The organism is Sphingomonas sp. CFBP 13728, assembly GCF_014841895.1.
Lineage (GTDB): Bacteria > Pseudomonadota > Alphaproteobacteria > Sphingomonadales > Sphingomonadaceae > Sphingomonas.
In genome coordinates this window covers 344045-363002 of record NZ_JACYUS010000002.1, presented here as the reverse complement: position 1 = coordinate 363002, position 18958 = coordinate 344045, and the positions used below count along the sequence as shown (strand labels likewise).

15 protein-coding genes are annotated in these 18958 nt (G+C 66.7%); 13 read left to right on the top strand and 2 right to left on the bottom strand.

The annotated features are described in order from the left end of the window. Positions 1-184: 184 nt before the first annotated feature. From purH to IFT67_RS10450, 3 genes are all read left to right on the top strand, one after another. Complete coding sequence (gene purH / locus IFT67_RS10460) at positions 185-1747, top strand: bifunctional phosphoribosylaminoimidazolecarboxamide formyltransferase/IMP cyclohydrolase (protein WP_192238269.1); 1563 nt, start codon at positions 185-187, stop codon at positions 1745-1747. A gap of 273 nt (positions 1748-2020) precedes the next feature. Continuing rightward, positions 2021-2359: a P-II family nitrogen regulator gene (locus IFT67_RS10455; protein WP_056053652.1), complete on the top strand. Its 339-nt coding sequence runs from the start codon at positions 2021-2023 to the stop codon at positions 2357-2359. Positions 2360-2370: 11 nt separating this feature from the next. Further along, a complete protein-coding gene (locus IFT67_RS10450; protein ID WP_192238268.1) occupies positions 2371-3735 on the top strand; it encodes an ammonium transporter in 1365 nt (454 codons plus the stop codon). Between the two features lie 129 nt (positions 3736-3864). On the opposite strand, the gene IFT67_RS10445 is transcribed toward IFT67_RS10450, so the two are convergent. After that, on the bottom strand, positions 3865-5259 hold the full coding sequence (locus IFT67_RS10445; RefSeq protein ID WP_192238267.1) for a helix-turn-helix domain-containing protein: 1395 nt from the start codon (positions 5257-5259) through the stop codon (positions 3865-3867). Between the two features lie 100 nt (positions 5260-5359). Between IFT67_RS10445 and IFT67_RS10440 the strand changes: the two genes are divergently transcribed. The 10 genes from IFT67_RS10440 (at position 5360) to IFT67_RS10395 (ending at position 17837) form a co-directional block, all read left to right on the top strand. Continuing rightward, positions 5360-6886 carry an acyl-CoA carboxylase subunit beta gene (locus tag IFT67_RS10440; protein WP_133020235.1) on the top strand — a complete coding sequence of 509 codons (1527 nt, stop codon included), beginning with the start codon at positions 5360-5362 and terminating at the stop codon, positions 6884-6886. Positions 6887-6943: 57 nt separating this feature from the next. Then, positions 6944-7246 carry a hypothetical protein gene (locus IFT67_RS10435; RefSeq protein WP_192238266.1) on the top strand — a complete coding sequence of 101 codons (303 nt, stop codon included), beginning with the start codon at positions 6944-6946 and terminating at the stop codon, positions 7244-7246. Between the two features lie 2 nt (positions 7247-7248). Next, positions 7249-7455, top strand: coding sequence for a hypothetical protein (locus IFT67_RS10430; protein ID WP_107963493.1), 207 nt, complete (start codon positions 7249-7251; stop codon positions 7453-7455). Then, positions 7452-7955 carry a hypothetical protein gene (locus IFT67_RS10425; protein ID WP_192238265.1) on the top strand — a complete coding sequence of 168 codons (504 nt, stop codon included), beginning with the start codon at positions 7452-7454 and terminating at the stop codon, positions 7953-7955. The genes IFT67_RS10430 and IFT67_RS10425 overlap by 4 nt, the downstream gene beginning before the upstream one ends. Next, complete coding sequence (mce, locus tag IFT67_RS10420; protein WP_192238264.1) at positions 7952-8377, top strand: methylmalonyl-CoA epimerase; 426 nt, start codon at positions 7952-7954, stop codon at positions 8375-8377. The genes IFT67_RS10425 and mce overlap by 4 nt, the downstream gene beginning before the upstream one ends. Positions 8378-8387: 10 nt before the next feature. Continuing rightward, positions 8388-9173 carry an enoyl-CoA hydratase-related protein gene (locus tag IFT67_RS10415; protein ID WP_192238263.1) on the top strand — a complete coding sequence of 262 codons (786 nt, stop codon included), beginning with the start codon at positions 8388-8390 and terminating at the stop codon, positions 9171-9173. A gap of 150 nt (positions 9174-9323) precedes the next feature. Then, positions 9324-11600: a methylmalonyl-CoA mutase gene (gene scpA / locus IFT67_RS10410; protein WP_192238262.1), complete on the top strand. Its 2277-nt coding sequence runs from the start codon at positions 9324-9326 to the stop codon at positions 11598-11600. Further along, positions 11597-12652 carry a biotin synthase BioB gene (gene bioB, locus IFT67_RS10405; RefSeq protein WP_192238261.1) on the top strand — a complete coding sequence of 352 codons (1056 nt, stop codon included), beginning with the start codon at positions 11597-11599 and terminating at the stop codon, positions 12650-12652. The genes scpA and bioB overlap by 4 nt, the downstream gene beginning before the upstream one ends. Before the next feature lie 113 nt (positions 12653-12765). Further along, complete coding sequence (locus tag IFT67_RS10400) at positions 12766-14910, top strand: acetyl-CoA carboxylase biotin carboxylase subunit (RefSeq protein WP_192238260.1); 2145 nt, start codon at positions 12766-12768, stop codon at positions 14908-14910. Between the two features lie 521 nt (positions 14911-15431). Continuing rightward, positions 15432-17837, top strand: a complete 2406-nt coding sequence (locus IFT67_RS10395) for a DUF3772 domain-containing protein (RefSeq protein ID WP_192238259.1) — start codon at positions 15432-15434, stop codon at positions 17835-17837. Here IFT67_RS10395 and IFT67_RS10390 read toward each other — a convergent pair. Next, on the bottom strand, positions 17822-18850 hold the full coding sequence (locus tag IFT67_RS10390) for a spore coat protein U domain-containing protein (RefSeq protein ID WP_192238258.1): 1029 nt from the start codon (positions 18848-18850) through the stop codon (positions 17822-17824). The two genes, IFT67_RS10395 and IFT67_RS10390, sit on opposite strands and share 16 nt — an antisense overlap. Positions 18851-18958 lie beyond the last annotated feature (108 nt).

Here is an 18958-nt window from a genome sequence, read left to right as displayed (position 1 = left end):
AACGGAGCGCCGTCACCGGTTAGCAACGTCCCCCAACTGGACCCCGGCCTTCGCCGGGGAGGTGCCATTGTTCGGAATGGCGCGGGATGGCGGCATTCGTGCGTGACCTGCCCCCCTGTTCCCGGGCGTCAACCAACGCTAAGGCACCGCCGCACGGCGACCACCCGGACCACGAAAGACCCTCATGACCAGCATCCCGATCAAGCGCGCGCTCCTGTCCGTCTCCGACAAGGCCGGGATCGTCGATCTCGGTAAGGCGCTGGCCAGCCACGGCGTAGAACTCGTCTCCACCGGCGGCACCGCCACCGCGCTCCGCGCCGCTGGCCTCACGGTGCGCGACGTCAGCGAACTCACCGGCTTCCCCGAAATGATGGACGGCCGGGTCAAGACGCTCCACCCGATGGTCCACGGCGGCCTGCTCGCGGTCCGCGACGACGCCCGCCACGCCGCCTCGATGGCCGAGCACAAGATCGGCGCGATCGACCTCGTCATCGTCAACCTCTACCCGTTCGAGGCGACCGTCGCGAAGGGCGCCGACCGCGACACCGTGATCGAGAACATCGACATCGGCGGCCCCAGCATGGTGCGCTCGGCCGCCAAGAACCACGCCTATGTCGCGATCGTCACCGACCCCGCCGACTATGCGCTCGTCTCGGGCGGCACGACGACGCTCGAAGACCGTAAGAAACTCGCAGCAAAGGCCTTCGCCACCACCGCCGCCTATGATTCGGCGATCGCGACCTGGTTCGGCACCGTCGATCAGGCCGAGGAATTCCCCGCCACGCTACCGATCACGCTCAAGCGCGGCGACACGCTCCGCTACGGCGAGAACCCGCACCAGTCCGCCGCCTTCTACACCGCAACCGGCAACGTCAGCGGCATCGGCCAGGCCCGCCAGCTCCAGGGCAAGGCGCTCAGCTACAACAACCTCAACGACGCCGACGCGGCGCTCGAACTGATCGCTGAGTTCCGCGACGCCGCGCCCTCGGTCGTGATCGTCAAGCACGCCAACCCCTGCGGCGTCGCCACCGGCGCCACGCTCGCCGACGCTTATGCCGCGGCGTTCGCCTGTGACACGGTGTCGGCATTCGGCGGCATCATCGCCGTCAACCGCACGCTCGACGCCGAGACCGCGCGCGCGATCACCGGCATTTTCACCGAAGTCGTCGTCGCCCCCGATGCCGACGAGGAGGCGATCGCGCTGTTCGCCGCCAAGAAGAACCTCCGCCTGCTGCTTACCGGCGAGCTTCCCGATCCGGCGCGCGCGGGCATCACCGCCAAGTCGATCGCCGGCGGCTGGCTCGTCCAGGGCCGCGACAACGGCACGCCCGGCGAGCTGACCGTTGTCACCAAGCGCCAGCCGACCGAGCAGGAACTCCTCGACTGCCGCTTCGCCTGGACCGTCGCCAAGCACACCAAGTCCAACGCAATCGTCTATGCCAAGGACGGCAGCACCGCCGGGATCGGCGCGGGCCAGATGAACCGCCTCGAATCCGCGCGCATCGCCGCGTGGAAGGCGAAGGACGCGGCGGAAAAGGCCGGCTGGTCGACCCCGCGCACGATCGGCTCGGCGGTCGCGTCGGATGCGTTCTTCCCGTTCGCAGATGGGTTGCTCGCGGCGGTAGAGGCCGGCGCGACCGCGGTGATCCAGCCCGGCGGCTCGATCCGCGATGCGGACGTCATCGCAGCGGCGGACGAAGCCGGCCTCGCGATGGTCTTCACCGGCATGCGCCACTTCCGCCACTGAGTTCGACACACTCGGATCGCTTACGCTAACCGTTCCCCCGCGAAAGCGGGGGCCCAGGACCACAAACGGCACCGTTCGTAACCCTGGGCTCCCGCCTTTGCGGGAGAACAGCGTGCGCGGCGAGGTTGCCCATAAAACAGGCACCCGCACCGCACTGCACAAGTTTTAACCCCAAAACCCCCGCAGCTCCCCCCGCGAGCACACACCACCCCTCCACACCGCAACTGGCACGCACATTGCGAGGCGCCCCCGGTAACAAGGGGAAGGGGCGCGATGAAACTCGTCATTGCCATCATCAAGCCGTTCAAGCTCGACGAGGTGCGCGAAGCGCTCACCACGATCGGCGTGGCGGGTATGACGGTCACCGAGGTCAAGGGGTTCGGCCGTCAGAAGGGCCAGACCGAGATCTATCGGGGGGCCGAATACAGCACCAACATGGTGCCGAAGATCAAGATCGAGGTGGTCTGCGCCGCCAGCCTGTCCGACCGCGTGGTCGAGGCGATCCAGGCATCGGCGAACACCGGCGCGATCGGCGACGGCAAGATCTTCGTGCTCGACGTCGGCCAGGCGGTACGCATCCGCACCGGTGAAACCGACGATTCAGCGCTCTGAGGGGGGACGAGATGAAGCATGATTTGAAGAAGGCCGCCGTCGCGGCTCTAGGGTTCGGCGCGACGATGATCGCCGCCGCACCCGTCTGGGCACAGGCCGCATCCGCACCGGTGGTCGCGCCCGTCGTCGCGACCGTGAACAAGGGCGACACCGCCTGGATGATGACCTCGACGGTCCTCGTCCTGATGATGATCCTGCCCGGCCTCGCGCTGTTCTATGGCGGCCTCACGCGGTCGAAGAACATGCTGTCGACCATGACTCAGATCGGTGCCGTCGCGGCGCTCGCGATGCTGATCTGGGTGATGTGGGGCTACACGCTGGCGTTCGGTCCGGACGTGACCAACCCGCTGCTCAGCAACTTCATCGGCAGCTTCGACAAGGCGTTCCTGAAGGGCGTCACGCCGGCCTCGCAGGCAGCGACCTTCACGGCCGGCGTCGAGATCCCCGAATATGTCTTCATCTGTTTCCAGATGACCTTCGCGGCGATCACCATCGCGCTGGTCCTGGGTTCGGTCGTCGAGCGCATGAAGTTCTCGGCGGTGATGGTGTTCGGCTTGGTCTGGCTCACCATCGTCTACTTCCCGATCGCGCACATGGTGTGGGCATCGAGCGGGTATTTCTTCAAGGCAGGCGCACTCGATTTCGCCGGCGGTACCGTGGTCCATATCAACGCCGGCGTCTCGGCGCTGGTAGCGGCCCTCATCCTCGGCAAGCGTATCGGCTATCCGAAGGAGCCGATGGCACCGCATTCGCTGGTGATGACCGGCATCGGCACCGGGCTGCTCTGGGTCGGCTGGTTCGGCTTCAACGCCGGGTCGGCACTCGAAGCGAACGGCTCTGCCGCACTCGCGATGCTCAACACCTTCGTCGCCACGGCTTCGGCTGCCTTGTTCTGGATGCTTGCCGAGAAGCTCTCGGGTCACAAGGGTTCGGCTTTGGGCTTCTGCTCGGGTATCGTAGCAGGCCTCGTGGCGGTCACGCCTGCTGCGGGCAACTCCGGCCCGTTCGGTGCCATCGTCCTCGGCGCGATCGCCTCGCTCGTCTGCTTCATGGCAGTGTCGAAGCTCAAGCCGATGCTCGGGTACGACGACTCGCTCGACGCCTTCGGGATCCACGGCATCGGCGGCATGATCGGCGCGATCGGCACCGCGGTGGTCTACGCGCCGTCGCTCGGCGGCCCTGGTGCTGCGGACTATGCGATGGGCGCCAAGCTCTTCGTGCAGCTCCAGGCGGTGATCGTGACGATCATCTGGGCCACGATCGGCACCACGATCGCGATCTACGTCGCCAAGGCCGTCACCGGCCTGCGGGTCTCGCCGGAAGTCGAGCACGAGGGTCTCGACATCGGCGAGCACGGCGAACGCGCTTACAACTGATCGGTAGCGGGCCAGTCGAGCCCGCACCCACGACGTTCCTCCTGCGGACAACCTTAGCCCGGTGTGGAAACACACCGGGCCTTTTTTATGTCGATCGAAGTGGTACTTCGATCGAGTTTAGAGGGGTGGCTAAATCACCTCGTACGGCACGGCGCCGCGGCGGTCGGGATCGACCCGGATCTCGCTGGCGGCCGGCGGAAACGCGCGCTGGTCGCAGTCGGTGCGCAGGCAGATGCGGCATGACGACCCGATAGGCGTAGCGATGCCTCCGGTCCCCAGCGCATCGGCATAGATGAACTCCGACGCGTTCGCCTCCTCGCACCCCAGCGCCACCGCATAGCGCCGCGCCGGCCGCGTGTACGTCTCGGACGGCTTCACCAGCCCCTTTGCCATCGAGACGTAGCGGATGCCGTCGGTCGTCTCGATCAGCTGTGTCAGGATCCGGTCGGGGATCGCCACCGCCTCGTGGACGATCCACAACGGGCACGCTCCCCCGAACCGCGCGAACTGCAACCGCGTGGCGGAGTGCCGCTTGGTGATGTTCCCCGCCATGTCGACGCGGCAGAAGAAGAACGGGATGCCCAGAGCGCCCGGCCGCTGCAACGTCGACAGTCGATGACACGTCTGCTCGAAGCTCGTCCCGAAGATCCGCCGCAGCCGGTCGATGTCGTGGCGGACACTCCGCGCCTCCGTTCGGAAGCGGGTGTAGGGCATGACGATCGCCCCGGCCGCGTAGTTGGTCAGCCCCGCCGTCAGCAACGCGCGCGCCGTCTCCGACGCCATCTCCGACGCCGCGACGATCCCGCCGATGACGTCGCCGAACTCGTGTCGAGCGATCTGGTGCGCAAGTGAGAAGAGGGTCGTCTCGCCCGGCTGCGACCCGTCGAGCCGCAACGTTGCGCCGTCATAGTCGCGCAGCGGTGCGGCCAGCGCGCCCGAAATCGCGACCGATACGCCGCGCGCCGCCAGCCGAGCCTCCAGCACCGCGATCCGGTCCGCCCCCAAAGTCTCGCCGATCTCCTCCGCCCGCCGATCGAGCGCATCGACATAATTGCCCGCCGCGTGAAACCAGTCGCGCACGTCCTCCCACGGCAGCAGTCTCGGCGCCCCCGATCCCGCCACCAGCCGATCGTCGAGCGCCCGCAACTGCTCCTGCGCCCGCCGGTACGCGTCGTGCATCGCGACGAGCCGCTGCGCCAACAATGGCTGGTGCTTCACCGCTCGCCGCACCGCAGTTTCATCGAGCGCGGGCGCCTCCACACTCGTATCCGACACCGCCTCCAGCGTCGCGATCAGTAGCGCGGTGTCGTCCGCCGCATCGATGCTCCCCCAATCCGCCGGAAACTCGCGCGCGAGCGTGATCAGCACGCCTTCCGTAACCGGCCGGTCGCCATTCTCGATCTGCGAGAGGTAGCTCACCGACAGCCCGATCCGCGCGGCCATCGCCGCCTGGCTGATCCCGAGCACGCGGCGCAGGTCGCGCAGGCGGTGTCCGACGAAGAGGCGACGCGCGGGCAGGGTCATCCCTCCGCCTAGTTTGCAAACATCTGCTGCACAAGTTTGCAACATTGCATTTGCGCATCGCATCCCGCTCTGTGAAGGCAATCAGCAGGACGGAGAGACGATGTCATCGACGATCGAAGAGCTTGAACGCCGCCGCGAAGCCGCCAGAGTCGGCGGGGGCCTCAAGCGGATCGCAGCGCAGCACGCCAAGGGAAAGCTCACCGCGAGGGAGCGCCTTGACGTGCTGCTGGACGAGGGATCGTTCGAGGAGCTCGACATGTATGTCGAGCATAACTGCGTCGATTTCGGCATGCAGGACCAGGTGATCCCCGGCGACGGCGTGGTCACTGGCTCGGGCACGATCAACGGCCGCCTCGTCTTCGTCTTCAGCCAGGACTTCACCGTGTTCGGCGGGTCGCTCAGCGAACGTCATGCGCAGAAGATCTGCAAGGTGATGGACAGCGCGATGAAGGTCGGCGCACCGATCATCGGCCTCAACGACAGCGGCGGCGCGCGCATCCAGGAGGGCGTCGCGAGCCTCGGCGGCTATGCGGAAGTGTTCCAGCGCAACGCGCTCGCGTCAGGCGTCGTGCCGCAGCTCTCGCTGATCATGGGCCCGTGCGCAGGCGGCGCGGTCTACAGTCCCGCGATGACCGACTTCATCTTCATGGTGAAGGATTCGAGCTACATGTTCGTCACCGGTCCCGACGTGGTCAAGACGGTGACTAACGAGGTCGTGACGCAGGAGGCGCTCGGCGGCGCGGTGACGCACACGACCAAGACGTCGGTCGCCGACAACGCGTTCGAGAACGACATCGAGGCCTTGTTGGCCGCGCGCGATTTCTTCGATTTCCTGCCCGCCTCCAACCGTGAAGGCGTCCCCGAGCGCCCGACCGCGGACGAATGGGACCGGATCGAGGAGAGCCTCGACACGCTGATCCCGGCGTCGGCGAACCAGCCCTACGACATGCACGAGCTGATCCGGAAGACCGTCGACGAAGGCGATTTCTTCGAAACGCAGCCGGCGCACGCAGCCAACATCATCACTGGCTTTGGCCGCATCGAGGGCCGCACGGTCGGTTTCGTCGCGAACCAGCCGATGGTACTTGCCGGTGTTCTCGACATCAACAGCTCGAAGAAGGCGGCGCGGTTCGTGCGGTTCTGCGATGCGTTCGAGATCCCGATCGTGACCTTCGTCGACGTCCCCGGCTTCCTGCCCGGCACCGCGCAGGAGCATAACGGCATCATCAAACACGGCGCGAAACTGCTGTTCGCCTACGCCGAGGCAACCGTGCCGAAGATCACCGTCATCACGCGCAAGGCGTATGGTGGCGCGTACGACGTGATGGCGTCGAAGCACCTGCGCGGTGACCTCAACTATGCTTGGCCGACAGCCGAGATCGCGGTGATGGGAGCCAAGGGCGCGGTCGAGATCATCTTCCGCGGCAAGACTCCGGAAGAGATCGCCGAGCGCACCGCGGAGTACGAGGCGCGCTTCGCCAACCCGTTCGTGGCGGCCTCGAAGGGCTTCATCGACGAAGTGATCCAGCCCCACTCGACCCGCCGCCGCATCGCGCTCGGCCTACGGAAACTCCGCGGCAAGGCGCTGGAGAATCCGTGGAAGAAGCATGACAACATCCCGTTGTGAGCCATGCTTGTTCGGTGATGATAAGCACATTATCATGTCATGCGAAGGAGTCGTGACATGCAGACCGAACGCGTGACGTTTCTGACTACCCCCGATCACAAGGCAGCGCTCGACGCGTTTGCTGCGAGCAACGGCATGTCCGTCGGCCATGTCGTTCGCGAGGCGACGACGCGTTATGTCATCGAGGGCGACATGAGCGAGGACGATCGCTTCAAGCTGCTGATCCACGAACTCGACGAGGCGCTGCCGGCAATGCACGCTGCGCTCGACCAAGCGATCGAGGGGCAGCAGCGCTTGCGGGCCGACATCGATACCGTGCTGCGGGACGCCGGCTTGTCCGAAGTCGAGTGTATCGCATGAGCATGATCGGCGACGCGATGCGGACGATCGAGTCCGTTATCCTGCTCCGCAGCAAGGTCGAGCGATTGAACGAAGAACTGGCCGCGACGAATGCACAGGTGCGACGCGTGGTCGATTCGGTCATCCAGATCAACGGACGCCTGATCCGCCTGGAAGCGTTTGAAGAAGTGCGATCAGGGGTAAGGCCTTTGCCAAGGATCGAGCGGTGATCGCGATGCTGCTCGCACAGGCTGCGATTCCCGACGCCGCCCCGGCCTGGAAACTCGCCGATCGTACCAATGCTGCGGGTGTACGCAGCATCTCGGCGTCGGTTACCGGCAATGACGGGCTCTCGCGGTTCGTCGTGAAGTGCGACGTCGCGGCCGAGCCGATCGTGTCGATCCAGTTCATCCAGCCGCAGCCGCTCGGGCAGGGGCCGGACAAGCCGGTCGCGGTGCGCTTCGATGGCGGGCCGGCGTTCAATTACAACTGGCAGTTTCCCGGCACCGGCACGTACATCACCGATTCCGAGGCGATCACGAGGCTGACGACGTTCCTGGTGAAGTCGAAGACGGTCCGCGTCGAGACCACAAACGGCGCGAATTTCGCGGTGCAGGCCAACTTCGTCGCGCCGACAAGCGATGTGATGATCCGGCAGGTGCTGGGCGTGTGCGGATACACGCTTGGCGTGGTTCCAACACCACCGCCACCGCCGAAGGCGGCACAATGACGCTGGGCCGCCTCAACCATGTCGGGGTCGCGACGCCGTCGATCGCGAAGTCGGTCGAGACGTACCGTCTGCTGCTCGGCGCGACCGCGATCGGCGAGCCGTTCGACTTGCCCGCGCAAGGCGTCAAAGTGTGCTTCATCGATGCGCCGAATACGCAGATCGAACTTATCGAGCCGTATGACGAGAGTTCGCCGATCGCCGGCTTCTTGCGGAAAAATCCGGCCGGTGGGCAGCATCATGTCTGCTTCGAGGTGGCCGATATTCATGCCGCCGTCGCCGACCTGAAGGCGAAGGGTGCGACCGTGCTGGGCGAGCCGCGGATCGGCGCGCACGGCACGCCGATCGTGTTCGTGCACCCGAAGGATTTCGGCGGCATGCTGGTCGAGTTGATGGAGACGCCGGGCGATACCGGCGCGCACTAGGAGAGATCTGATGGCCGCGTACGAGCATATCCTGAGCGAGCGGCGCGGCGACGTGCTGGTGCTCACGCTGAACCGGCCCGACCGGCTGAACGCCGCGCCGCCAGCGTTGTTCGAGGAGTTGCGCGCGGCGCTTGGTGATCTGGATGGCGCGCGGGCGGTTCTGATCGCGGGTGCGGGACGCGCATTCTGCTCGGGCGCGGATGTCGGGAGCGGGGCGCTTGGTTCGGACAATCCGGGCGAGGCGACGTTCGCGGCGCTGACCGGCAGCTATAACCCGACGATGGCGGCGATCGCCGATCTGTCGGTGCCGGTGGTGAGTGCGGTGCGCGGGCCGGCGGCGGGGATCGGCTGCAGCCTCGCGCTCGCCGCCGATTTCTGTGTGGCGAGCGAGACGGCGTATTTCCTCCAGGCGTTCGTCAACATCGGCTTGGTGCCGGACGGCGGCGCGTCGTGGATGCTGCCGCGGCTGATCGGCAAGGCTCGCGCGGCGGAAATGATGATGCTCGGCGAGCGTGTGCTGGCGGCGAAGGCGCTCGACTGGGGGATGGTCCACAAGGTCGTTGCCGACGACGCGCTCGATGCCGAGGCGTTCGCGCTGGCCGAGCGGCTGGCGGCGATGCCGACCGTGGCGCTCGGGCTGATGCGCCGGGCGATCACTGCGGCGTACGAAACGGATTACGCCACCGCGATGCAGGCCGAGGCGGCGAACCAGCGTGACGCGCGCGGGTCGGCGGATTCGATGGAAGGCGGTCGCGCGTTCCTGGAGAAGCGCAAGCCGGTGTTCACGGGCAAGTGACCTCCGCCACCAATATCACCCCTGCGTTTATAACCACCACCCCGGCGAAGGCCGGGGCCCAGTTGGGCAACGGTCGATTGGCTGGTGTTGCGCTGCGTTACCTCGACCTTTCCAACTGGGCCCCGGCCTCGGCCGGGGTGATGCAAACTCATGACTGACAAACCCGAATCCGCTCCAACCCTTTCCGACTGGCAGGCGCTCGCCGCCAAGGAAGTAAAGGGCGCCGACCTCACCTGGCCGACCCCGGAAGGCATCGACGTCAAGCCGCTCTACACCGCGGAAGACGTCACCGCCGACCCCGGCCTCCCAGGTTTCGCCCCCTTCACCCGCGGCGTCCGCGCCTCGATGTACGCGGGCCGCCCCTGGACGATCCGCCAATACGCCGGCTTCTCCACCGCCGAAGCCTCGAACGCGTTCTACCGCCGCAACCTCGCCGCCGGCCAGAAGGGCCTGTCGGTCGCGTTCGATCTCGCCACGCACCGAGGCTACGACAGCGACCACCCCCGCGTCACCGGCGACGTCGGCAAGGCAGGCGTCGCGATCGACTCGGTCGAGGACATGAAGATCCTCTTCGACGGCATCCCGCTCGACAAGATGTCGGTCAGCATGACGATGAACGGTGCGGTAATCCCGATCCTCGCCTTCTTCATCGTCGCGGGCGAGGAGCAGGGCGTCGACCGGAAACTGCTCGACGGGACCATCCAGAACGACATCCTCAAGGAGTTCATGGTCCGCAACACCTATATCTACCCGCCCGAGCCGAGCATGCGGATCATCTCGGACATCTTCGGCTACACCAGCCGCGAGATGCCCAAGTTCAACAGCATCTCGATCAGCGGCTATCACATGCAGGAGGCAGGAGCGACGCAGCTCCACGAGCTCGCCTTCACGATCGCCGACGGCATGGAATATGTGAAATACGGCGTCGCGTCCGGGCTCGACATCGACAAGTTCGCCGGGCGTCTAAGCTTCTTTTTCGCGATCGGCATGAACTTCTTCATGGAGATCGCCAAGCTCCGCGCCGCCCGCGTCCTCTGGCACCGCGCGATGACGCAGCTCGGCGCGCAGGACGAGCGCTCGAAGATGTTGCGCACGCATTGCCAGACGTCGGGCGTCTCGCTCACCGAGCAGGATCCGTACAACAACGTCATGCGGACGACGATCGAGGCGATGGCGGCGATGCTCGGCGGCACGCAGTCGCTCCACACCAACGCGCTCGACGAGGCGATCGCGCTGCCGACCGACTTTTCCGCACGCATCGCGCGCAACACGCAGATCGTGATCCAGGAAGAGACGGGGATGACCAAGGTCGTCGATCCGCTCGGCGGCAGCTATTATATCGAGAGTCTGACGCAGTCGCTGGTCGACGGCGCGTGGAGCCTGATCGAGCGGATCCAGTCCGAAGGCGGCATGGCGAAGGCAGTCGCGGCAGGCTGGCCCAAGGCGATGATCGAGGAAGCCGCCGCCGGTCGGCAGGCGCGCGTCGATCGCGGCGAGGACGTCATCGTCGGCGTCAACAAGTACAAGCTAGCCGAACAGGACGCGATCGAGATCCTCGACGTGGACAATGTCGCGGTGCGGGCGGGCCAGATCGAGCGCATCGAGCGAGTGAAGGAGACGCGCGACGAGGCGGCGTGCCAAGCCGCTCTGAACGCCCTCCGCGAAGGCGCGCGCATTCCTCCCCGGAACGGGGAGGGGGACCAGCCAACGGCTGGTGGAGGGGGTGTTCCACAAACGGATACGCCCGAGGAGGCCCCCCTCCGTCGACCTTCGGCCGACACCTCCCCGAATCGGGGAGGATTTGAGAACAACCTCCTCGCGCTCGCCGTCGAATGCGCCCGAGCCCGCGCCACGCTCGGCGAAATCTCGTCGGCGATGGAGGACGTGTTTGGCCGCTACGGCACGCAACCGACCCCCGTCTCCGGTATCTACGGCGGCGCGTACGAGGACGACGCGCGCTGGACTCGTCTGACCGACGGCGTCGAGGCGACCGAGCGCCGGATGGGGCGCAAACCCCGCATGCTCGTCGCCAAGATGGGTCAGGACGGCCATGATCGCGGCGCCAACCTCGTCTCGTCGATGTTCGGCGACCTGGGCTTCGAGATCGTCCCCGGCCCACTCTTCCAGACCTCCGCCGAAGCTGCCGCGCTCGCGTTGGAGAAGGACGTCGACATCGTTGGTGCATCAAGCCTCGCCGCCGGCCACAAGACGCTGATCCCGGAGTTGATCGGCTACCTCCGCGAGGCGGGCCGCGCCGATATCAAGGTGATCGCGGGTGGCGTTATCCCCGCACAGGACTATCAGGCGCTGCGCGATGCCGGGGTCCAGGCGATCTTTGGACCCGGCACCAACCTGATCCAGGCCGCCGAGGACGTATTGAAACTCCTCGGCCACAACATGGCCCCGCAAGAGGAAGCCGCCGAATGACCGATACCCTACTCCGTACTCTCGCACATGCAGTGGCCCCGAGCCTGGTGCGCGATGCTCCCGTTTCCCGCACCGACTGGACGCGTCCGGAAATCGCCGCGCTCTTCGACCTCCCGTTCGACGAACTCATGTTTCGCGCGCAGACCGTCCACCGCGCGCATCACGCTATCGGCGAAGTCCAGCTCTGCACGTTGTTGTCGATCAAGACCGGCGGCTGCCCCGAGGATTGCGGCTATTGCTCGCAGTCCGCGTCGTCCGACTCCGGCCTGAAGGCGGAAAAGCTGATGGACGTCGACGCGGTCCTCGCCGACGCCGCGCAGGCCAAGGCCGCCGGCTCGCAGCGTTTCTGCATGGGCGCCGCGTGGCGCAACCCGAAGCCGCGCGACATGCCGAAGGTCGTCGCGATGGTCGAAGGCGTCCGCGCAATGGGGCTCGAGACGTGCATGACGCTCGGCATGCTCGACGCGGACCAAGCCAAGCAGCTCGCCGACGCCGGCCTGGATTACTACAACCACAACATCGACACCTCGCCGGAGAATTACGGCAACGTCATCACCACGCGCACCTTCGGCGATCGGCTGGAGACGCTGGCGAACGTGCGTGACGCGGGGATTTCGGTCTGCTGCGGCGGGATCGTCGGGATGGGCGAGACGCGCAGCGACCGCGTCGGCTTCGTCCACGCGCTGGCGACCTTGCCACGCCACCCGGAGAGCGTCCCCGTCAACGCGCTGGTCCCGGTCAAGGGTACGCCGCTCGGCGACATGCTCGCCGGCACGCCGATGGCGCAGATCGACGACATCGAGTTCGTCCGGACGGTCGCGGTCGCGCGGATCACGATGCCGCTCAGCATGGTGCGGCTGTCGGCCGGGCGCGAGAGCATGTCCGAGGCTACCCAGGCGCTCTGCTTCATGGCGGGCGCGAACTCGATCTTCACCGGCGACAAGCTGCTGACCACCGGCAACGCCGGCGATAGCGCCGACGCGACGCTGCTGGCGAAGCTGGGGATGAAGCCGATGGTCGGCCCCGAGCCGATGCGGGCCGCGGCGGAGTAGTTCCCCTCCCGCTTGGGGGAGGGGTTAGGGGAGGGCCTGTCCTCCCGCACCATAATATCCGCGCGTGGACAGGCCCTCCCCCGGCCCCTCCCGCAGGCGGGAGGGGAGCGAGAATGTTCAAGAAAATCCTGGTCGCCAATCGGGGCGAGATCGCGTGCCGTGTCATGCGGACCGCCAAGGCGATGGGCATCAAGACCGTCGCGGTCTATTCCGACGCCGACGCGCGTGCGCCGCACGTGCTGATGGCCGACGAGTCCGTCCGGCTCGGGCCGGCATCCGCCGCCGAAAGCTATCTCAAGGCCGAGCTGATATTGCTCGCCGCCAAGGAAACCGGCGCCGACTGCATCCACCCCGGCTACGGCTTCCTCTCCGAACGCGAGAGTTTCGCGCTGGCGTGCGCCGAGGCCGGGATCGCCTTCGTCGGACCGCCGGCCAACGCGATCGCCGCGATGGGCGACAAGATCGAATCGAAGAAGCTCGCCAAGGCCGCGGGCGTCAACGTCGTGCCGGGCTATCTCGGCGAGATCGACAGCACCGATCACGCGGTCGAGATCGCCGGCGGCATCGGCTATCCGGTGATGATGAAGGCGTCCGCCGGCGGCGGCGGCAAGGGGATGCGGCTCGCCTATAGCGAGCAGGACGTCCGTGAAGGCTTCGAGGCGACCAAGCGCGAGGGGCTGGCGAGCTTCGGCGACGACCGCGTGTTCATCGAGAAGTTCATCGAAAGCCCGCGCCATATCGAGATCCAGCTGATCGGCGACCAGCACGGCAACATCGTCTATCTCAACGAGCGCGAATGCTCGATCCAGCGCCGCCACCAGAAGGTCGTCGAGGAGGCGCCGTCGCCGTTCGTGACGCCTGCCATGCGCAAGGCGATGGGGGAGCAGGCGGTCGCTCTCGCGCAGGCGGTTGGGTATTATTCGGCGGGTACGGTCGAGCTGATCGTCTCGGGTGCGGATACGACGGGGGAGGGGTTCTACTTCCTCGAGATGAACACGCGGCTCCAGGTCGAGCATCCTGTGACGGAGGAGATTACCGGGCTGGATCTGGTCGAGCTGATGATCCGGGTTGCTGCCGGGGAGCCGCTCGGGTTCTCTCAGGACGAGGTGAAGCTCAACGGCTGGTCGATCGAGAACCGGGTGTATGCCGAGGATCCGTATCGCGGGTTCCTGCCGTCGATAGGGCGGCTGGTGCGCTACAACCCGCCCGAAACTTTCCCCCTCCAAACCCCGTCACCCCAGCGAAAGCTGGGGTATCCCGGTAATGGAGCAGGCGACCCGAACGGGGAGACCCCAGCTTTCGCTGGGGTGACGGGCGGGGTTGGTGCGAACGGAGTAAGTTTGGACGGACACGGCACCTCCGCGGAACCCCGCGTCCGTGTCGACGACGGCGTCCGCGAGGGCGGCGAGGTCAGCATGTTCTACGACCCGATGATCGCCAAGCTCATCACTTGGGCACCCACCCGCGACGGCGCCATCGCCGCGCAGATCGCCGCGCTCGACGCGTTCGAATTGGAGGGGCCGGGCAACAACATCGATTTCCTCTCGGCGATCATGCAGCACCCGCGCTTCCAGTCTGGCGCGCTCACCACGGGCTTCATCGCCGAGGAATATCCCGACGGTTTCCACGGCGCCCCCGCCGACGCCGAACTGCTGAAGACGCTCGCCGCCGTCGCCGCCTTTGCCGCGACCGCAGAAGCCGACCGCGCCCGCCGCATCGATGGCCAACTCGGCAAGCGCCTTCGTCCGCCCGCCGATTGGTCGGTGACGATCGACAAGACCGACCACGCGGTGACGGTCTCGACCGACGGCATCACAGTTGACGGCGAAGAGCTCGACCTAGCGCTTGAATACACGCCAGGCGACCAGATGGTGGTAGCCGACGGCCACGGCGCGGACGGCGACGAACACCTCACGATCCGCATCGCCAAGGCCCGCGCCGGCTTCAAGCTGACCACGCGCGGTGCGAGCCATGTCGCCCGCGTGCTTGCCGCCCGCGTCGCGCCCTACACCGCGCACCTGATCGAGAAGGTCGCACCCGATCTGTCGAAGTTCCTGATCTGCCCGATGCCGGGTCTGCTGGTGCGGCTCGACGTCGCGGCGGGCGACAGGGTCGAGGCGGGGCAGCCGCTCGCGGTGGTCGAGGCGATGAAGATGGAGAACATCCTGCGCGCCGAGAAGACGGGGACGGTGAAGTCGGTTGCTGCGAAGACCGGGGATAGCCTCGCAGTGGATCAGGTGATCCTCGAGCTGCACTGACGACGCGCGGTCCAGTTCTGGCCCAGCCAACGCCCATCCCGCCCCGTCATGCGGGACTAGTTCCGGCATCCACCGTCCCGCACACCCGATAGAACTGAGTGTGCGGGACGGTGGGCCCCGGCCTCCGCCGGGGTGACGGGGAAGGGGAGTATCTTGCTCCCAGCGCCGGTGGGGCGAGCGATCCGCATCTTTGTTTCCCCGCGAAGGCGGGGACCCAGTCTGGGCTCCCGCCTTCGCGGGAGAACAAGGGGAAGCAGGCTGGCGGCTGTGTTTGCAGGACCGCGTCCCCCCTAACCCCACCCCGGCGAAGGCCGGGGCCCAGTTGGGAGCGGCTGGTGATTTAGGCCAGCGCTCCGTTACAGCGACCTTGCCAACTGGGCCCCGGCTTTCGCCGGGGTGGGATGTGTGATGGGCAAGCGCTCATCCTGAGGCTTTGCCGAAAACAGCGGCAGCGGTGCCGGGACCCAAGCCCAACGCCACCCCCCTCCCGTTTCCGACCCCATCGCTGTACAGCACCCCGGATGACCCTCCTCCGTTACCTCGCCGCGCTCCTCCTCCTAGCCACCGCGCTCCCCGCGATCGCGCAGGACGAGCCCAAGGTCGCGACCGTCGCCGCCAGCCTCACCCAAGCCTCGGCCGAGCTCCAGGCGATCGACGACGCCACGCCCGCTGCGCGCGACGACAAGGCGCGGCAAGCCCTCCGTACCCGCGCGCAAACCGTGCAGACCACCGCCGCCGACGCCGTCCGCACGCTCACCCCCGAGATGGCCCTCGTCCAGGCGCGTGTCGCGGAACTGGGTGCCGCCACCCCCGGCGTGGTCGAAGCGCCCGAGATCCGCCAGCAACGCAAGCTCCTCGCGCAGAGCCAGTCCGCGATCGACTCCGCAATCAAGCGCGCGCGCCTCATCGGGATCGAGGCCAAGCAGCAGATCGACGACATTGGTGCAGCCGAAGCGGAGGAACTCGGTCAGCAACTGTCCGAAAACACCGGCTCGCCGCTGTCGCCAACGCTGTGGGCAGCAATCGTCGATCACCTGCCGCGCGACACTGCCCGGCTAATGCGGTTCGCCAATGTCGAGATCCGCCAGTTCGGCGCACGGTTCGACATGCGCGCCGGCACCGGCCTGCTGATCGGGATTCTCACCGCGCTCGTGCTCATCGTGCCGCTACGACGCTGGCTGCACGGCGTCGGCCGCCGATACGCGACCAACCACGCGCCCGGCGGTCGCCTGCGACGCTCGGCATACGCGCTATGGCTGGTCGTGATCGGCACCGCGCTGCCGGGCCTAGCCGCCTGGGCGATCGTCGCGTCGCTGCGCTGGGCCGGGCTCGTGTCGCCCGCCTGGAGCCGGTTCGGCGCGCTCTTCGTCGGGATCACATGGTTCTGCGCGTTCGTGTCGTCGCTCGGCGGCGCGCTCCTGCTGCGCGGCCAGTCCACATGGCGGCTGCTGCCGATCGGCGACCCGGCCGCGCAGGCGCTGCGCCCGTACACCTGGATGGCCGCCGGGCTGATCTTCTTCGGCCAGCTGCTGATCGCGACCAACACGCTGATCGGCATCAGCGCGACCGCATCGAGCGCCGCCAGCGCAATCGTCGCGTTGCTCCACATCGTCCTGCTCGGCGCGATCCTAGTGACGCTGGGCCGGTTGCGCGCCGCCGCGCTGCCCGACCCGACCAAGCCCGCGCGCAACACGCTGCTGGCGATCGTCGCGACGCTCGTCTGGCTGGTCCTGCTCGTGACGCTGATCGCCGGCCTGATCGGCTATGTGAACTTCGCGTTCAAGGTCGCGACGTGGCTGCTGTGGGGCGCGATCGTCGGCGCGACCTTGTACCTGATGATGACCTTCACCGACGACGCGTGCCGGACGCTGCTGTCGAGCGGCAACCGGCTCGGTCGTTCGGCGAACAGCGGCTTCGGGGTCGACAACAAGACCGTCGACCAGATCGGCGTGCTGCTGTCGGCGGTGCTCCGGCTGCTGCTGATCCTGCTCGCGGTCGGTGCGGTGATGGCGCCGTTCGGGGCGGGCGTCGGCTCGGCGTTCGAGCTGTTCGGGACGGTCGCGAACGGCGTGACGATCGGCCAGGTCACGATCTCGCCGGGCGCGGTGCTGCGCTCGATCGCGGTGCTGTTCGTCGCGCTGGCGATCATGCGCGGGCTGCAGCACTGGCTGGTGAACAGCTATCTGCCGACCACCGCGATGGATGCCGGCGCGCAGAATTCGGTGATGATGGTCGCGCGCTATGCCGGGATCATCGCCGCGGTGCTGTGGGCGCTCGGCGCGCTCGGGATCGGCATGGAGAAGCTCGCCGTGGTGCTCGGCGCGCTGTCGGTCGGGATCGGTTTCGGCCTGCAGGCGATCACGCAGAACTTCGTCTCGGGCCTGATCCTCCTCGCCGAGCGCCCGGTGAAGATCGGCGACCTCGTCCGGATCGGCAACATGGAGGGCGACGTGAAGCGGATCAACGTGCGCTCGACCGAGATCCAGGTGGCGGATCGCTCGACGCTGATCGTGCCGAATTCGGAGCTGATCACCAAGACGATCCAGAACATGACGCTGGCAGCACCCATTGGCCGGATTCAGCTGCAATTCTCGGTGCCGCTCGAGGAGGATCTCGACGCGGTGCGGACGATGCTGTTCGCGGCGTTCGCGGAGAAGCACGAGGTGCTCGACGATCCCGAGCCCAAGGTGTTCATCGACTCGATCGACGCCGGCCGTGCCAAGTTCAACTGTTTCGCGTACGTGGCGAGCCCGCGCGATGCCTATCCGATGCGCAGCGAATTGCTGTTCACATTGCTCCGCCAGTTCCGCGAGGCGGGCATCGAAGTCGGCTCGACCGCGACCAAGATGGAGCTGGTCGGATCGTTGCCGACCCCGCCCATTTCAGAACAGACCGGCGATCAGAACTCCGATCAGAACAGGACGTAGGGCAACGACACGCTGAAGCTCGATCCGGCCGCCATCGTCCCGCGCGGGCGGATGCGGACGGTGGTGACGGACTTGGGCGCGGACGTCGGATCATATGTCCAGCTGGTACCGCCGTTCGCTGAAAAATCGACGTCGTCGGTGGTGCTGGCGGGCGCGGTATAGGTCACCGCGAGTGACGATGCGGGCGAGCCCTCCGCCGTCGTCACGAACGCAGTCGAGGCACTCCCGTCACCGTCGAGCGCGACCGAGCCGCGGTTCGGCGTCGGCAGCACGACGTTGAGCGAATCCGCATCGATAGCGACGATGTCGGTATTCGTGAGCGTGATCGTGCTGCGTTGCTTGCTGCCGGGAATCGCGCGCGGATTGCCGGCCGAGACCGGATCATAAGTGGTCCGGGTAGTGATGACGACGCCGACCGGCCTTGGCGCGACGATCATCGTCACCGCGACGTTCGCAGTTACCGGGGCCGTGCTTTGCGTCGTGTTCACGCAGACGACCGTGACGACCACCGAGCAAAGCTTCCATTCCCAGGCGAGCTGGAAGGATCCGGTGTATGTGCCGGGCGGGATCGTCGTGGTCGGCGAAGGTGCGGTGGGCTTCACATAGACCTGCACGTTGCGCGTGCTGCCGCCAAGCAATCCGAGCAGGTTGATGAGGCCTCCGTTCATGTAGACGAACTTGGCGTTCGGCGGGATCGGCGTTGTGCCGGCGCTGTCGGCCGCGAGCACATAGTTCACCGTGTCCGCGCTGGTTGTAGACTTCAGCGTGAACCCTTGCGTGCTGGTCGGTGTGACGCTGAGATTGTTCGCGCTGAGGACGGATAGCAGCGCATCGGCGCAGTCGAACCCACCGGGCACCTGGCCATAAGGTACCGCGCTCTTCTGCAGGGCGGCCGATGAGTATGTGCCGAGTGTGGTCGGCCCGGTATTGCTGACGGTACAGGCCGCCCAGGCCGATGACGGCATCGCCAGCGCCGCGATGGCGACCAGCGCTTTCTTCAGTCCAGTCGTCAACGCTTGGTCCCTTCGCGCCGTGCTCGTGCGACCGGGGCTAGTCGGCGATTCGTTAAGGCACTTTCAAAGACCTGAAATGGGTGTTTTCGTCGAACCGGTTCATCGTGA

Excerpts from the sequence above, each read along its gene's own strand:
- purH (WP_192238269.1), top strand. The coding sequence starts at position 185 with ATGACCAGCATCCCGATCAAGCGCGCGCTCCTGTCCGTCTCCGACAAG.
- IFT67_RS10455 (WP_056053652.1), top strand. The coding sequence starts at position 2,021 with ATGAAACTCGTCATTGCCATCATCAAGCCGTTCAAGCTCGACGAGGTG.
- IFT67_RS10450 (WP_192238268.1), top strand. The coding sequence starts at position 2,371 with ATGAAGCATGATTTGAAGAAGGCCGCCGTCGCGGCTCTAGGGTTCGGC.
- IFT67_RS10445 (WP_192238267.1), bottom strand. The coding sequence starts at position 5,259 with ATGACCCTGCCCGCGCGTCGCCTCTTCGTCGGACACCGCCTGCGCGAC.
- IFT67_RS10440 (WP_133020235.1), top strand. The coding sequence starts at position 5,360 with ATGTCATCGACGATCGAAGAGCTTGAACGCCGCCGCGAAGCCGCCAGA.
- IFT67_RS10435 (WP_192238266.1), top strand. The coding sequence starts at position 6,944 with ATGCAGACCGAACGCGTGACGTTTCTGACTACCCCCGATCACAAGGCA.
- IFT67_RS10430 (WP_107963493.1), top strand. The coding sequence starts at position 7,249 with ATGATCGGCGACGCGATGCGGACGATCGAGTCCGTTATCCTGCTCCGC.
- mce (WP_192238264.1), top strand. The coding sequence starts at position 7,952 with ATGACGCTGGGCCGCCTCAACCATGTCGGGGTCGCGACGCCGTCGATC.
- IFT67_RS10415 (WP_192238263.1), top strand. The coding sequence starts at position 8,388 with ATGGCCGCGTACGAGCATATCCTGAGCGAGCGGCGCGGCGACGTGCTG.
- scpA (WP_192238262.1), top strand. The coding sequence starts at position 9,324 with ATGACTGACAAACCCGAATCCGCTCCAACCCTTTCCGACTGGCAGGCG.
- bioB (WP_192238261.1), top strand. The coding sequence starts at position 11,597 with ATGACCGATACCCTACTCCGTACTCTCGCACATGCAGTGGCCCCGAGC.
- IFT67_RS10400 (WP_192238260.1), top strand. The coding sequence starts at position 12,766 with ATGTTCAAGAAAATCCTGGTCGCCAATCGGGGCGAGATCGCGTGCCGT.
- IFT67_RS10395 (WP_192238259.1), top strand. The coding sequence starts at position 15,432 with ATGACCCTCCTCCGTTACCTCGCCGCGCTCCTCCTCCTAGCCACCGCG.